This window comes from Streptomyces sp. MBT65, from assembly GCF_016612545.1.
Taxonomy (GTDB): Bacteria; Actinomycetota; Actinomycetes; order Streptomycetales; family Streptomycetaceae; genus Streptomyces.
In genome coordinates this window covers 43,070-56,150 of sequence record NZ_JAENRY010000015.1, presented here as the reverse complement: position 1 = coordinate 56,150, position 13,081 = coordinate 43,070, and the positions used below count along the sequence as shown (strand labels likewise).

Below are 13,081 nucleotides of genomic sequence, written 5' to 3'. Positions count from 1 at the left end.
GACACGGACACCTTCGAGGACACTCCCGCCAAGGACCGGGACCCCGAGTGGTTCAAACGCGCCGTCTTCTACGAGGTCCTGGTCCGCTCCTTCCAGGACAGCAACGGCGACGGCATCGGTGACCTCAAGGGCATCACCGCCAAACTCGACTACCTCCAGTGGCTCGGCGTCGACTGCCTCTGGCTCCCGCCCTTCTTCAAGTCCCCCCTGCGGGACGGCGGTTACGACGTCTCCGACTACACCGCCGTCCTCCCCGAATTCGGCGACCTCGCCGACTTCGTCGAGTTCGTCGACTCCGCCCACCAGCGCGGCATGCGCGTCATCATCGACTTCGTCATGAACCACACCAGCGACCAGCACCCGTGGTTCCAGGAATCCCGCAGAGACCCCGACGGCCCCTACGGCGACTACTACATGTGGGCCGACGACGACAAGCAGTACCCCGACGCCCGCATCATCTTCGTCGACACCGAAGCCTCCAACTGGACCTTCGACCCCGTCCGCCAGCAGTACTTCTGGCACCGCTTCTTCTCCCACCAGCCGGACCTCAACTACGAGAACCCGGCCGTCCAGGAAGAGATCATCTCGGCGCTGAAGTTCTGGCTCGACCTGGGCATCGACGGCTTCCGGCTGGACGCCGTGCCGTACCTGTTCGCGGCCGAGGGCACCAACTGCGAAAACCTTCCGGCAACCCATGAGTTCCTCCGCCGGGTGCGCAAGGAGATCGACGCGCAGTACCCCGACACCGTGGTGCTGGCGGAGGCGAACCAGTGGCCCGAGGACGTCGTCGACTACTTCGGCGACTTCCAGAGCGGCGGCGACGAATGCCACATGGCGTTCCACTTCCCGGTGATGCCGCGCATCTTCATGGCGGTACGACGGGAGTCCCGCTATCCCGTCTCGGAGATCCTCGCGAAGACGCCCGCGATCCCGTCCGGCTGTCAGTGGGGCATCTTCCTGCGCAACCACGACGAGCTGACCCTGGAGATGGTCACCGACGAGGAACGCGACTACATGTGGGCCGAGTACGCCAAGGACCCCCGCATGCGCGCCAACATCGGCATCCGAAGGCGCCTGGCCCCGCTCCTGGACAACGACCGCAACCAGATCGAGCTGTTCACCGCCCTGCTGCTGTCACTGCCCGGCTCGCCGATCCTCTACTACGGCGACGAGATCGGCATGGGCGACAACATCTGGCTCGGCGACCGCGACGCCGTGCGCACACCGATGCAGTGGACCCCCGACCGGAACGCGGGCTTCTCGTCCTGCGACCCCGGGCGGCTGACGTTGCCGACCATCATGGACCCCGTCTACGGCTACCAGGTCACCAACGTCGAGGCATCGATGTCGTCGCCCTCCTCGCTGCTCCACTGGACCCGCCGCATGATCGAGATCCGTAAGCAGAACCTGGCGTTCGGCCTCGGCTCGTACACGGAGCTTCAGTCGTCGAACCCGGCGGTGATCGCGTTCCTGCGCGAGTACGAGGACGATCTCGTCCTGTGTGTGCACAACTTCTCGCGGTTCGCGCAGCCCACGATGCTCGATCTGCGGGAGTTCGACGGCCGGCATCCCGTGGAGCTGATCGGCGGGGTGCGTTTTCCTGCCATCGGTGAGCTGCCGTATCTGCTGACGCTGGCGGGGCACGGCTTCTACTGGTTCCGACTCTCGCGAGCCGCTCCCCGCGTCGGCCGACGAGTTTGAGGATGTGCCCGCGTTTGAGGATGTGCCCGCGAAAGGACGCGTCACCATGCCGAAGACCGCACCCTTCCGACCGAGCAGCCCTGGCGTCGACCGGCCTCCGGCCACACTCGCCGGGCTGCTGCGCGCATGGCTGCCCGGGCAGCGCTGGTTCGCCGGCAAGGACCGGCCGGTGGCGGACCTCGATGTGCTGTCCACCACCGAGCTCTTCCCGGGCTGTCTTCATGTGCTGGTCCACGCCTCCCCCACCGGGGTTCCGGCTCCGGGTGACACTCCCCCACCCGGTGACTGCTACCAACTCCTGCTCGGCGCAAGGGAGTACGTCTCACCGCGCCTCGCCAGGGCCTACATCGGCCGTGTGCAGGAAGGTCAGTTGGCCGGTCTCGCGGTCTACGACGCGCTTCAGGATCCTCGGTCGGCGGAGTTGCTGCTGGAGCGGCTGCGGCATCCCGGTACGGCGGGTCCCCTGCACTTCGAGGCGGACCCGTCGATGTCGGTGCCCGCCGGTCTCGCGCCCCGGCTGCTGGACGCCGAGCAGTCCAACTCCTCGCTGGTGTACGGCGATCGGTTCATCCTGAAGGTGTTCCGGCGCATCCAGCCCGGCGTCAATCCGGATCTGGAACTGCCGGGGGCGCTGGCCGCGCAGGGCTGTACGCGGGTACCGGCGCCGGTGGCGTGGTTCCGGACGGCCGAGCCGCGGGCCGCGACGCTCGGTGTGCTCCAGCCGTTCCTGCCGGACGCCTCCGACGGCTGGGCGCTCGCGCTGCGCGCGCTCGCCGCGGGCGACGAATTCACCACCGAGGCCTATGAGTTGGGGCAGGCCACCGCCGAGATCCATCTCGCGCTGGCGACGGCGTTTCCGTCGGGCGGCGGGCGCGCAGCCGAGAACGCGTGTACGGAGGCAAAGGCGAAGACGGCGACTGCCACAGCCATGGCCACTGCCACTGCGATGACCGAGCGGCTGGAGGCCGCCGCGCACTCCGTGCCCGCGCTACGGCCGTTCGTACCGGGGCTGCGGACGGCGTTCGGCGCGCTCGTCGGCCGGGATGCGGGGCCGCCCGCCCAGCGCATCCACGGCGACCTTCATCTCGGTCAGGTGTTGCGGGCCGACCGCGACTGGTTCGTCATCGACTTCGAGGGCGAACCGTCCAGGCCGTTGGCCGAGCGGCGCAGCGCGCAGTCCCCGGTGCGGGACATCGCCGGCATGCTGCGCTCCTTCGACTACGCGGCCCGGCAGCGCCGCCCCTGGCGCCCGGAGTGGGCCCGCCGCTGCCGGGAGGCCTACTGCGCGGGCTACGCGGCCCGGGCCGGCTGGGACCCCCGCACCAAGCACGCCCTGCTGCGCGCGTACGAGACGGACCGCGCCGTGTATGAAGTGCTGTACGAGGCCAGACACCGTCCGGACTGGCTTCCCGTACCCATGGCGGCGATCGAACGTCTCGCCGTCCGAGGAGGCTGAACTCCGTGGCCCTGCGCGACACTTCACCTCAGGAGACGGGCGGTCCGTCAAAGGCCACCGGCCCGGGGACAGGCGGTCCGTCAACGACCACCGGCCCGGAGACGAACGGCCCGTCGGCGGCAGCCACCCCGGAGACGGGAAATTCGACTGCGTCCGCCACCCCGGAGTCCTGCGGCCCGACCGCGGCCGGCGCACCGAACACCGGCGACCGGACCGCGATGCGCGTACTGAAGACCGGCGATCCGAGCCTGCCTTACGCACCGGAGACCCGGGACGGGGTCGCGACCGCAATACCGGAGACAAGCAGCTCGGCTGCGGCCGCCGGTCCAGAAGCACTCGAACCCACCGCGTCCACGACACCGGAACCCGGCGGCCCAACCGCGACCAGCACACCCGAAGCCAGCGACCCGCCCCCGCCCGGCGCACCGGAAGCGGACCGCCCGACCGCGACCCACGCACCGAACACCGCCCACCCGGACCTGCCCGCCGCACCGGAACCCACCGACCGGACCACCACCGGCGCACCCAAGACGAACCGCTCGTCCAGCGCCACCCCCCGAGGCCCCGAGTCCCTCACCAAAACCCCCTCCACAACCGTTCCGACCCCCTTGACCGGCGCAACCGCCCACCTGGACCCAACCGACCGCCACCGCCTGCTCACCGGCGCCCACCACGACCCGCACGCCTTGCTCGGGGCGCATCCCGTGCCGGGTGGGATCGCCTTCCGGACTCTGCGGCCGTACGCCCGTGCCGTGAGCGTCGTGATCGGTGAAACGCGCAACCCGCTCGTCTCGGACGGGGACGGGCTCTTCTCCGGGGTGCTCCCGCTCGACGCGCCGCCCGCGTACACGTTGCTCGTGTCGTACGCGGAGGGTGAGGAGCACGAGGTCCACGACCCGTACGGGTTCCTGCCCGCTCTCGGAGAGTTGGACCTGCACCTCATCAAGGAGGGGCGGCACGAGGAGTTGTGGAAGGCGCTCGGGGCGGAGCCGATGACACACCGTGGGGTGACCGGGACCCGCTTCAGCGTGTGGGCGCCGAATGCCCAAGGGGTGCGTGTCGCCGGGGACTTCAGTTCCTGGGACGGGACCGCCTTCCCCATGCGGTCGCTCGGGTCCACCGGCGTCTGGGAGCTGTTCCTGCCGGGTGTGGGTGAAGGTGCCCGCTATAAGTTCGAGATCACCTCCCGGCACGGGGAGCGTTTCCTCAAGGCCGACCCGATGGCTCGCCGTACGGAGGTGCCGCCCGCCACCGCGTCGATCGTGACGGCCTCGCACTACACCTGGGGCGACGAGGACTGGCTCGCGCGACGGACCGGAACCCCGGTCCACGAAGCGCCGTTCTCCGTGTACGAGGTGCATCTCGCCTCCTGGCGACCCGGCTTGACGTACCGTCAGCTCGCCGTCGAGCTTCCGGACTATGTGAACGAACTCGGCTTCACCCACGTCGAGTTCATGCCGGTCGCCGAGCATCCGTTCGGCGGTTCCTGGGGCTACCAGGTCACCGGCTTCTACGCCCCGACCTCCCGCCTCGGCACCCCCGACGACTTCAAGTTCCTCGTCGACGCCCTGCACCAGGCCGGCATCGGCGTGATCATGGACTGGGTTCCGGCGCATTTCCCCAAGGACGACTGGGCGTTGGCCCGGTTCGACGGGGAGCCGCTCTACGAGCCCGGGGACGCGCGGCGGGCCGAGCATCCGGACTGGGGGACGTACGAGTTCGACCTCGGGCGGACCGAGGTACGCAACTTTCTTGTGGCGAACGCCGTCTACTGGTGCCAGGAGTTCCACATCGACGGCCTGCGCGTGGACGCGGTCGCCTCGATGCTCTACCTCGACTACTCACGCGACTCGGGCCAGTGGACCCCCAACGTCCATGGCGGGCGCGAGGACCTGGACGCCGTCGCCTTCCTCCAGGAGATGAACGCGACCGTGTACCGCAGGGTGCCCGGTGTCGTGACCATCGCCGAGGAGTCCACCGCCTGGGACGGGGTGACGCGGCCGACCGACACCGGCGGGCTCGGGTTCGGGCTGAAGTGGAACATGGGCTGGATGCACGACTCGCTGGGCTACATGGCACACGAGTCCGTGCACCGGAAGTTCCACCACCACGAGATGACGTTCTCCATGGTGTACGCGTACAGCGAGAACTACGTCCTGCCGATCTCGCACGACGAAGTCGTCCACGGGAAGCGGTCGTTGGTGTCGAAGATGCCGGGCGACTGGTGGCAGCAGCGCGCCGACCACCGGGCGTATCTCGCCTTCATGTGGGCGCACCCCGGGAAGCAACTCCTCTTCATGGGGCAGGAGTTCGCCCAGGGCGCCGAATGGTCGGAGTCCCACGGTCCCGACTGGTGGCTCCTCGACCCGGCCTACGGCGCCGCACCCGACCACCGGGGCGTCCAGCACCTCGTCCGCGACCTCAACACGGTCTACCGCGCGACCCCCGCCCTGTGGCAGCGAGACACCGACCCCGGTGGCTTCCGCTGGGTGATGGGCGACGCGGCCGAGGACAACGTCTTCGCCTTCCTCCGCTACGACGCCGCCGGCTCCCCTCTTCTCGCCGTCAGCAACTTCTCCCCTGTCGTCCGCCACGACTACCGCCTCGGTGTCCCGGACGACATCCCCGCCTGGCGGGAGACCCTCAACACGGACCGGGCCGTCTACGGCGGCGGCGACGTCACCAACCCCGACCCGGTCAAACCGGGGGAAGGCCATATCCGGCTCACTCTCCCGCCCCTCGGGACGGTGTGGTTGACGCCCGGGTGACATCCTCCGGCGCCCGAACCGCCGAAATCACAAACTCCGTACGGGCTATTCCTGGTTCCCCTCACCAAACGCTCACTCCTGGGCTACATTCGAGCACCGTCGATAACAGTAATGATCGGCCAAGTCACGCCCCGTACAACCCAGGAGCAGCGCATGCGCGACTTCGCCGTCGCTCCACCCCCCACCTCCACCCTGAACGGCGGCCTCGCCGACAGCATCTTCGAGACCGCGGTCCTCAATCCCACCCTTCCCCTGATCGCGCGCCGGTCCGACCCGTCCTCCGAGGTGTGGGAGGAGGTCAGCGCCGTAGAGGTGCGGGACGAAGTCGTCGATCTGGCCAAGGGGTTGATCGCCTCCGGGATCTCACCGGGCAGCCGGGTCGCGATCATGGCCCGCACCCGGTACGAGTGGACGGTGCTCAGCCACGCCCTGTGGGCGGTCGGCGCCGAGGTCGTGCCGGTGCATCCGACGTCCTCGCGGGAGCAGGTCGAGTGGATCCTGCGGGACGCCAACTGTGTGGCCGTGGTCGTGGAGGACGAGCAGGGCATCATGACCGTCGGCACGGTGTGTGCCGCGCTGCCGCTGCTGCGGCACGTCTGGCAGTTGGACGCCGGAGCCCTGGCCCAGATCGTCGAGCGGGGCACGTACATACCCCAGACCACGGTGGACTCGCTGCGCCGGATCGTGATGCCGGACTCGACCGCGGTCATCGCCTACACCTCGGGCACCTCGGGCCGCCCCATGGGCTGCGCGCTGAGCCACCGCAGCCTCGCCAGCCCCTGCGACACGCTGCTCGCGGGCTGGTCGCACACGGCGGCGCCGCCCGGGGAACAGCCGGCCGTCCTGGCCTTCCTGCCCTTCTCCCACGTTTACGGCCTGATGATCCAGGGGCTGTGCATGCGCGGCGGCTGGCTGATGGCCCACGAGCCGGAGATGACGGAGGCGGCGCTGGTGTCGGCGCTGCGCACCTTCCGGCCCACCTATCTGTACGCCGTGCCGTCCATCTTCGAGAAGATCTACAAGAACTTTCTCCGTACGGCCCAACAGCTCGGCCGGGGCGCCCTGTTCGAGCGCGCCGCCTCGACCGCGCGGGAGTTCGCCACGGCCGAGGAGCGGCAGAGACTCGGCCGGGGTTCGGGCCCCAGCTTCGACCTGCGGCTCCAACACGCCCTGTTCGAGCGGACGGTGTACCGCAAGCTGCGCGCCGGGCTGGGCGGCCGGGTGGTCCGCGCCACGTCGGGCGGCTCGCCCCTGAACCGTGAACTGTCCTTGTTCTACTCGGGTATCGGCATCCTCGTGCACGACGGCTACGGCCTCACGGAGACCGCCGGCGGGATCACGATGCAGCCGCTGGGCCGGGAGAAGATCGGCACGGTGGGGCAGGCGCTGCCGGGCACGGAGATCCGGGTCGCCGAGGACGGGGAGATCCTGGTGCACGGCCCGTCGGTGTTCCAGGGCTACATCAACGACGAGCGGGCGACCCGGACGGCGCTCAACGCGGGCTGGCTGGCCACCGGGGACATCGGGCGGCTGGACACCGAGGGGTACTTGACGATCACAGGCCGCAAGAAGGACATCATCATCACCAGCAGCGGCAAGAGCGTCGCGCCCGCCGCGCTGGAGAACCGGCTGCGGATGCATCCGCTGATCCATCAGGCGGTGGTCGTCGGCGACGACCGTCCCTGTGTGGGGGCGCTGCTCACGCTGGACCCGGAGTTCGTGGCGCACTGGCGGGCCGGTCTTGCGCTCCAGAGCGACGCGCGGGGCCGGGAGGCGCGGGAGGAGAACGCGCTGCGGGAGGAGATCACGCGGGCCGTGGCGGCCGCCAACAGCCCTGTGGGGCGCGCCGAGTCGATCCGGGTGTTCCGGGTGCTCCCGCAGCCGTTCGACGTCGCGGGCGGGCTGCTGACGCCGTCGATGAAGCTGCGCAGGGACGCGATCGTGCGGCACTACGCGTTCGAGATCGACGCGATGTACCAGGCACGCGCGCGTGCCCCGCAGCAGTCGGCGGAGGAACAGCTCTCCGGGTGGGACGACGCGGACAACGTGTTCCGGTGAGGTCACCGGCCGGATGTCACTCCGGCCGGTGGGCGACGACCGCGAACATCGTGACGGACATGTGCAGGGCGCCACGCTCGGCAGCCTCGGAGAGGTCGGCGTAGGCGCGGTCGCGCTGGGCCTCGGTCAACGCGCCGCGGCGCACCGCGGACTCGCCGAGCATGCGGATCAGCGGCCACGCCACCGAGCGGTGGTCCTGGAGCAGCGCCTGCGAACCGCGGTCGTCGACGACGAACCCGGCCCCGCTGAGCTGGCCGACGAGCCGGCGTCCCGAGTAGGGATTGGCCGCCCCGGTGAGCGCGCCGGAGGTGAACGCGGCCGTGATCTCGGGGTCCCCCGGGTGCAGGATCGTGGTCGCCCAGTCGGTGTCGAGCAGGGCCACGCGGCCGCCGGGGCGCAGTACGCGGGCCATCTCGGCGACCGCCTTGTCCGGTTCGGCGAGGTGCTGGAGCACCCGTTCGCACCAGACGACGTCCACGGAGGCGTCGGACACGGGCAGGGACAGCGCGTCGCCGTCCGTGAAGCGGGCCGGGCTGCCGGCCTCCGCGGCCCGTTCCTCGGCGATCGCGCGCAGCCCGGGATTGGGGTCGACGCCGAGCGCCGAGCCGCTCGGACCGACCGCCTCGGCCAGTTCGCGGGTCGTGGAGCCGGTACCGGCCCCGATGTCGAGGGCGTCCTCCCCGCTGCGCGGGGCGAGTGCCTCGTGCGCCCATGCGCGCAGTCGTCGTACGCCGGGATTGGCTTCTTGGATGTCGAGCGCGGCCACCAGGCGCGTCACGTTGCCGGCGTCGATGTTCTGGGTGCGGAAGCCCGACCCCGGATCGGGCTGAGTGTGCGACATGGCGTGCACTCTACGGTCCGGACCGATCGTCGTCGGATCGTTCAAAGGTCGTTCGGGTACGCCATTTGTTCATGTGTCCGCGGCGTACGGAGGCCGTCGGCGGGGCATGCTGGTGCTCCGCGTGTGCGTCTGCCTGCCGCGCTCAACTGGCGGGACGGCTTCGGGCACGGTGGGATCGATGGTGGTGCGAGGCAGCGATCCAGGGCAGGCGTACGGCGTCGAGGCAGACCGCCTGGAGCCGCAGAAGGGATGAACACCGTGACACGACCGAGGATCCTGGTGGTTGGCGCAGGCTTCGCAGGAGTGGAGTGCGTTCGCCGTCTGGAGAGGAAACTGACCCGTGAGGAGGCCGACGTCACGCTGGTGACGCCGTTCTCCTACCAGCTCTATCTGCCCCTGCTGCCCCAGGTCGCCTCCGGCGTCCTGACCCCGCAGTCGATCGCCGTCTCGCTGCGCCGCAGCAGCAAGTACCGCACGCGGATCATCCCGGGCGGTGCGATCGGTGTGGACATCAAGGCCAAGGTCTGTGTGATCCGCACGATCAACGACGAGATCGTCAACGAGCCCTACGACTACATCGTGCTCTCCCCCGGCAGCATCACCCGTACCTTCGACATCCCGGGGCTGACCGATCACGCCTTCGGGATGAAGACCCTGGCCGAGGCCGCCTACATCCGCGACCACGTGATCACCCAGCTCGACCTCGCGGACGCGAGCGACGACCCGGCGGAGAAGGCGTCGCGTCTCCAGTTCGTGGTGGTGGGCGGCGGGTACGCCGGTACCGAGACGGCCGCCTGTCTGCAGAAGCTGACGCACGCCGCCGTCAAGCGCTACCCGCGCATCGACCCGGGTCTGATCAAGTGGCACCTCATCGACATCGCGCCGAAGCTGATGCCCGAGCTGGGCGACAAGCTCGGCAAGAGCGCGCAGCAGATCCTGACCCGGCGCGGTATCGACATCTCCCTGGGTGTCTCGATCGCCAAGGCGGGACCGGAGGAGGTCACCTTCACCGACGGGCGCGTGGTGCCCACCCGGACCCTCATCTGGACGGCCGGTGTGGTCGCCAGCCCGCTGATCGCCACGCTCGGTGCGGAAACGATTCGCGGGCGGCTCGCGGTCACCTCCGACATGAACCTGCCCGGTCACGACGGGGTCTTCGCGCTCGGTGACGCCGGCGCGGTGCCGGACGAGGCCAAGGGCGGGGACGGCGCGATCTGCCCGCCGACCGCGCAGCACGCCATGCGGCAGGGCAAGGTCGTCGCCGACAACGTGATCGCGACCCTGCGCAACCAGCCGTTGAAGAGTTACGTGCACAAGGACCTCGGGCTCGTCGTCGACCTCGGCGGCAAGGACGCGGTGTCCAAGCCGCTCGGCATCGAACTGCGCGGTCTGCCCGCCCAGGTCGTGGCCCGCGGCTATCACTGGTCGGCGCTGCGCACGAACGTCGCCAAGGTCCGGGTCGCGACGAACTGGACGTTGAACGCGCTGGCCGGCGACGACTTCGTGCGCACCGGCTTCCAGGCCCGCAAACCGGCCACGCTGAAGGACTTCGAGTACACCGACTCGTACCTCTCCGCGGAACAGGTACGGGACCGCGTCGAAGGGGCCGGCACCCAGGAGCCGTAGCATCGGTGGTACGGATCTTGAGATGAACCCTGGGAGAGTACGGCGGCGTGAGGGCAGCGGGACGGGCGGCGTGGGCACGGGTGTGGGATCGCGTCGCGGCGTCCGATCCCGGACTGCTGCGGCTGACGGCCGGGTTGCGGACGGTGGCCTCGATCGCGCTCACGCTGGCCGTGCTCTCCCTGCTCGATGTCTCGGTGCCGCATCTGGTGGCCGGGGCGATGTCGGCGATGGTCTCGACATTCGCGATCCGCGAGAAGCAGCGCGCGCGGCAGGCCGTGACGCTCGCGCTGGGGCTGCCGGTGGCGCTGGCCTCGGTGTCGCTGAGCGCGCTGCTGAACTCCCGGGTGGTCGCCGGTGACGTCTTCTTCGTCCTGCTGATCTTCGGCGCGGTCTACAGCCGCCGCTTCGGCGACCGCGGCACCGCGCTCGGCCTGATCGGCTTCCAGATCTACTTCCTGTCCCTGTTCATCGGCGCGACCGTCTCCGCGCTGCCCCGGCTGTACGGCGTGATCGGCGTGGCCTTCGTGTGCAGTGCGCTGGTGCGGTTCGCGCTGGTGCCGGAGACGCCCACGGGGACGCTGGACCGGCTGCGGCGGGCGTTTCGGGCGCGGTTCGCGCAACTGGTCACCGCGCAGCTCGCGTTGCTCGACGCCGGTCCCGACGACATGGAGAAGGCCCTCACCGACGTACGGGAGGGCACCGCGCGGCTGCACGAGACGGCACTGCTGATCCAGGGACGGCTGGAGGACGGGACCTCCGACGAGACGGTGGCGCGGCTGGTGCAGCGCCGGATCGCGGACGCCGAGGTCGCGGCCGAGCGCCTGGGGCTGCTCCTGCTGACCGCGCGCAGCGCCGAGCGGGGTCACACGCTGACCCTGCATCTGCCGGGCGCGCCCGTCCCGTCGGCCGACCGGCTGCCGGTGCGGGACGAGTCGACCGACACGCTGCGGCGCGATCTGGAGGCGCTGCGCCTGCTCGTGCTGCGGCCGTCGGGCACCGACTCGGGCACCGCGCTGGCCCATGTGCGCAACCGGCTGCTGGGCTATCGCGAGGAGGAGAACCTGCCGCCCGCCTCGGACGCCGTGCAGGACGTGTTCCGGGGCATCGGTGAGGCCGGGCGTGCGGTGCTGGGGCTGCGGATCGCCGTGGACGGGCCGCAGGACGAGTCGGAGGACACGCCCGCGACGACCCGCTCGCGTGAGGAGCTGGACGCGGAGGACGTCTCCATCGCGGGCAGCGAGGAGGCCGAGGACGCGGAGCGCACCGGGCTGCGGCGGCCGACGACCCGGGCGGCCGTGCAGGTGGCGGTGGGGTCGTCGCTGGCGATCATCGGCGGTGAGTTCCTGTCCAGCCAGCGCTGGTACTGGGCGGTGCTGACCTGCTGGATCGTGTTCCTGAACACCTCGTCCACGGGCGAGATCCTCGTCAAGGGCTACCGGCGGCTGCTGGGCACGGTCCTCGGTGTGGTCGCCGGTATCGGTCTCGCGGGCCTGGTCGGGCATCACACGTGGACCGCGTTCGCGCTGGTACTGCTGTTCATCTTCGCGATGTTCTACACGGCACCGCTGTCGTACACCCTGATGTCCTTCTTCGTCACCGCGATGCTGGGTCTGCTCTACACCTTGCTGCACACCTACAGCGCGTCGGTGCTGGTGCTGCGGATCGAGGAGACGGCGCTCGGCGCGGCCTGCGGGGTGGTCGCGGCGGCGCTGGTGCTGCCGGTGCACACGGACCGCCGTACGAACGAACTGCTCGGCACCGTGCTGGACCGGCTCACGGATGTCACCGGGGCCGCCGTCGACCAGCTCAGCGGTGGGGCCGCGGCCGAACTGCTCGACAAGGCACGGGACTTGGACCAGGCGCTGGCCGATCTGAGCGCCTCCACGCAGCCGCTGACCCATCCGATCACGCCGTTGCGGGCACGCCGGGACACGGCCCGGTACGTGGTCGCGCTGTTGGAGACATGCGCCTATCACGCGCGGTATCTGGCGGCGACCGCCGAGCTGCTGCCGACGCATCCGTCGATAGCGGCCGATCCGCGACTGCGGGAGGCGGGGCGGCGGATCGTGCACAACATCGGGGTGATCGGCGCGCACGTCGCCGAAGGGGACGAGGACCGTGCCGGCGAGATCGAGACCGGTCCGAGCATCGCGTCCCTGCTGCGGCCCGGGACGCCGGGCACCCCGCGCTACGGACGGGTCACCGACCGCGTGCTACGGCATCTGCAGCGCCTGGACGAGGCCGTGGTCGGCCTGGCCCGGCCGCTCGACGTGCCGGTCGCGGTCCCGGCGAAGTGAAATCCGCGCACCGGGGTAGGTGATGGACATGACTGATGTCGTGGACTCCGGCGAACTGTTGCGGCGCATCCAGCGGGCCCGGGCCTTCGCCGCCCAGGAGGCACACACGTGGTCGGAGCAGGGCGACCCCGTACGGGAGGTGGCCTACGAGGTCGTGCTGCGGGTGCTGGACGAGATCGTGGCCCCCGGCCGGCATGCCCAGAAGTGAAACCGGTCACGCGACCGGTTGAGCTGGGTACGAAATGCCCGTGGATGGTTTACGGTTCATTCATACGTGGTCACGGAGTCGACTCGACCGTCCTCCAGGCCACCGCTCAACGGCCCTGGCTGGTCT

Annotated in this window: 8 protein-coding genes; 7 read left to right on the top strand and 1 reads right to left on the bottom strand. The window is 70.1% G+C overall.

From position 1 onward, the window contains the following. The 4 genes from treS to JHN63_RS06065 form a co-directional block, all read left to right on the top strand. A partial coding sequence (gene treS, locus JHN63_RS06080) for a maltose alpha-D-glucosyltransferase (protein WP_200677653.1) occupies positions 1–1,701 on the top strand: 1,701 nt, incomplete at its 5' end. A gap of 46 nt (positions 1,702–1,747) precedes the next feature. Further along, positions 1,748–3,157: a maltokinase gene (locus JHN63_RS06075; protein ID WP_200677647.1), complete on the top strand. Its 1,410-nt coding sequence runs from the start codon at positions 1,748–1,750 to the stop codon at positions 3,155–3,157. A gap of 5 nt (positions 3,158–3,162) precedes the next feature. After that, a complete protein-coding gene (glgB, locus tag JHN63_RS06070) occupies positions 3,163–5,925 on the top strand; it encodes a 1,4-alpha-glucan branching enzyme (protein ID WP_307781826.1) in 2,763 nt (920 codons plus the stop codon). A 153-nt stretch (positions 5,926–6,078) separates the two neighbouring features. Continuing rightward, positions 6,079–7,983, top strand: coding sequence for a long-chain fatty acid--CoA ligase (locus JHN63_RS06065; RefSeq protein ID WP_200677644.1), 1,905 nt, complete (start codon positions 6,079–6,081; stop codon positions 7,981–7,983). 16 nt (positions 7,984–7,999) lie between these two features. On the opposite strand, the gene JHN63_RS06060 is transcribed toward JHN63_RS06065, so the two are convergent. Beyond that, a complete protein-coding gene (locus JHN63_RS06060) occupies positions 8,000–8,824 on the bottom strand; it encodes a methyltransferase domain-containing protein (RefSeq protein ID WP_200677643.1) in 825 nt (274 codons plus the stop codon). 249 nt (positions 8,825–9,073) lie between these two features. Here JHN63_RS06060 and JHN63_RS06055 point away from each other — a divergent pair, with 249 nt between their 5' ends. The 3 genes from JHN63_RS06055 to JHN63_RS06045 are packed head-to-tail and all read left to right on the top strand — an operon-like array spanning position 9,074 to position 12,955. After that, positions 9,074–10,450 (top strand): NAD(P)/FAD-dependent oxidoreductase, encoded by a 1,377-nt coding sequence (locus JHN63_RS06055; protein ID WP_200677642.1) that lies wholly within the window; start codon positions 9,074–9,076, stop codon positions 10,448–10,450. 47 nt (positions 10,451–10,497) lie between these two features. After that, on the top strand, positions 10,498–12,747 hold the full coding sequence (locus tag JHN63_RS06050) for an FUSC family protein (RefSeq protein ID WP_307781825.1): 2,250 nt from the start codon (positions 10,498–10,500) through the stop codon (positions 12,745–12,747). 28 nt (positions 12,748–12,775) lie between these two features. Continuing rightward, entirely contained in the window at positions 12,776–12,955 is a 180-nt protein-coding gene (locus JHN63_RS06045; protein WP_200677641.1) for a hypothetical protein, read from the top strand. Positions 12,956–13,081: the final 126 nt, after the last annotated feature.

Coding starts and splice junctions, on each gene's coding strand:
- JHN63_RS06055 (WP_200677642.1), top strand. CDS start 9,074: ATGAACACCGTGACACGACCGAGGATCCTGGTGGTTGGCGCAGGCTTC.
- JHN63_RS06075 (WP_200677647.1), top strand. CDS start 1,748: ATGCCGAAGACCGCACCCTTCCGACCGAGCAGCCCTGGCGTCGACCGG.
- JHN63_RS06065 (WP_200677644.1), top strand. CDS start 6,079: ATGCGCGACTTCGCCGTCGCTCCACCCCCCACCTCCACCCTGAACGGC.
- JHN63_RS06060 (WP_200677643.1), bottom strand. CDS start 8,824: ATGTCGCACACTCAGCCCGATCCGGGGTCGGGCTTCCGCACCCAGAAC.
- JHN63_RS06045 (WP_200677641.1), top strand. CDS start 12,776: ATGACTGATGTCGTGGACTCCGGCGAACTGTTGCGGCGCATCCAGCGG.